Here is a 2,347-nt window from a genome sequence, read left to right on the forward strand (position 1 = left end):
GCGGCGTTCAGGCCGGGCATCGTGGTCAAGGAGGTTGCCCGGCGGTTTGGGGTCCATGAGAGCCTGTTGTACCGGTGGCGCCGGCAATTGGGCGTATCGGTTCCGGCGATCGACAGTCCGGTTCCGGGGTTCGCGCCGGTCCAGCTTGCACCTGTGGATGAGCCGATGGCCGTGCCGGTCGTGGAGGCGGCAATGCCGGCCCTCAGCCCACCCACGGCATCGGTCGCGGAGATCTCGGTGCTTCTGCCGGGCGGGGTCGAGGTGCGGCTGCGCGGGTCGGTGGATCTGGCGCTGGCCAGGGCGGTGATCCGGGCAGCCGGAGGGGCGGGATGATCCCGATCCCGCCGGGGGTGCATGTGTGGCTGGCGACGGGGCGGACGGACATGCGCAAGGGTTTCGACAGCCTTGCCCGACAGGTCCAGGAGGTTCTGGGGCGCGATCCCCATGGCGGTCACCTGTTCGTCTTTCGTGGCCGCCGCGGCGATCTGGTGAAGGTCATCTGGCATGACGGCCAGGGCGCCTGCCTGTTCACCAAGCGCCTGGAGCGTGGCCGGTTCATCTGGCCGTCGGTGGTTGACGGGGCGGTGACGCTGAGCCCGGCCCAGCTGGGCTATCTGTTGGAGGGAATCGACTGGCGGCTGCCGCAGCACACGGCCCGGCCCGAACGGGCGGGTTGAAAAGCTGCAGACAGGAGGGCGTGAGCATGATTCAATACCCCCATGTCCAGCTCCAACCCTGCCGCCCCCGCTGCCGACAACCTGCCCGCCGATCTGGCGGCGGCCCATGCGCTGATCCTGGCGTTGCAGGGGGAGTTGGCGACGGCGCGCCAACAGGCCGGTGAACGGGCGATCGAGATTGAACGGCTGCGTCTGGCCCTGGCCAAGGCCCGGCGGGAACTTTACGGCCAATCCTCCGAGCGGGGCCGGCTGCTGGTGGAGCAGTTGGAACTGCAACTGGAGGAGTTGGAGGAGACCAGCGCCGAGAACGAGGTGGCCGGCGAACTTAGCACGCCCGCCCCCACCCTTGCCGTTACACCGCGCAAGCCGGCGCGGCGGCCGCTGCCGGAGGCGCTGCCCCGGGAGCGGATCGTGCATCCGGGACCTTGTGTCTGCGACCGCTGCGGCGGCGATGCCTTGCGTAAGATCGGCGAGGATGTGCTGGAAAGCCTGGAATGCGAACCCCGCCGCTGGAAGGTGGTGCAGCATGTGCGGGAGAAGTTCGCCTGCCGGTCCTGCGAGACGGTGAGCCAGGCGCCGGCCCCCTCCCATCCGATCCGGCGTGGGCGGGCCGGACCGAACCTGCTGGCCATGGTGCTGGCCGGGAAATATGCCCAGCATCTGCCGCTGCACCGGCAGAGTGCCGCCTATGCCCGTGAAGGGATCGACCTGGACGTTTCCACCCTGGCCGACTGGGTCGGCGCGGCGGCGGCAACCCTGGCCCCGCTGGTGGCGGCGATACGGTCCCATGTTCTGGCGGCTGATCGTCTCCATGGCGATGACACGCCGGTGCCGGTTCTGGCCAAGGGAAAGGCCGCCACCGGCCGACTATGGGTCTATGTGCGGGATGATCGGCCGTTCGGCGGCAGCGATCCACCCGCCGCCCTCTACCATTATGCCCGCACCCGTGCCGGCGAGCATCCGCAGCGCCACCTGGCCGGCTGGGCCGGGATATTCCAGGCCGACGCCTATAGCGGCTATGCCGGCCTTTACGACCCCGCCCGCAAGCCCGGCCCCCTCCTGGAGGCCGGATGCTGGAGCCATGTCCGCCGCCGGTTCTTTGATCTGGCCAAGGATGGCAAGTCACCCCTGGCAGCCGAGGCCGTGAAGCGCATCGACGCGTTGTTCGCCATCGAGCGGACCATCAACGGCCGCGCCATCGCGGAACGTGCCGAAACCCGACAGGAGAAAAGCCGTCCCCTGATCGACGATCTGGAGCAATGGCTACGCCGCGCCCGTGCCAGTCTGTCGCCCAAGTCGGATCCTGCCAAGGCCATGGACTATGCCCTGAACCGTTGGCAAGCGATGACACGGTTCCTGGAGGACGGGCGCATCTGCCTGTCGAACAACGCCGCCGAACGCGCCCTGCGCGGCATCGCCGTTGGACGCCGGAACTGGACCTTCTGCGGCTCCGATGCCGGCGGCGACAGGGCCGCCACCATCTACACCCTCATCGAGACCGCAAAGCTCAACGACGTCGATCCCCAAGCCTGGCTTGCCGACACCCTCGCCCGCATCCACGATCATCCCGCAAAGGCCATCGCCGACCTCTTGCCCTGGAACTGGAAGGCAAAGGCCTGAAGGGGCCTACGCCGGATGCTTACTGAAATCAGGCGTTCATCGCCTTTGTA

Annotated in this window: 3 protein-coding genes; all 3 read left to right on the forward strand. The window is 68.3% G+C overall.

Annotation, left to right across the window (positions count from 1 at the left end):
• A partial coding sequence (tnpA, locus tag ACM9LZ_RS25700; protein WP_416622350.1) for an IS66-like element accessory protein TnpA occupies positions 1 to 333 on the forward strand: 333 nt, incomplete at its 5' end.
• The gene (gene tnpB, locus ACM9LZ_RS25705; protein ID WP_094453379.1) at positions 330 to 677 is read left to right on the forward strand and encodes an IS66 family insertion sequence element accessory protein TnpB; all 348 of its coding nucleotides are present in this window, start codon (positions 330 to 332) and stop codon (positions 675 to 677) included. The genes tnpA and tnpB, both read left to right, overlap by 4 nt.
• A gap of 42 nt (positions 678 to 719) precedes the next feature.
• Entirely contained in the window at positions 720 to 2,297 is a 1,578-nt protein-coding gene (gene tnpC / locus ACM9LZ_RS25710; protein WP_416622351.1) for an IS66 family transposase, read from the forward strand.
• The last annotated feature ends 50 nt before the right edge of the window (positions 2,298 to 2,347 follow it).

This window comes from Niveispirillum fermenti (assembly GCF_048066175.1).
GTDB lineage: Bacteria > Pseudomonadota > Alphaproteobacteria > Azospirillales > Azospirillaceae > Niveispirillum > Niveispirillum fermenti.

Excerpts from the sequence above, each read along its gene's own strand:
- tnpB (WP_094453379.1), top strand. The coding sequence starts at position 330 with ATGATCCCGATCCCGCCGGGGGTGCATGTGTGGCTGGCGACGGGGCGG.
- tnpC (WP_416622351.1), top strand. The coding sequence starts at position 720 with ATGTCCAGCTCCAACCCTGCCGCCCCCGCTGCCGACAACCTGCCCGCC.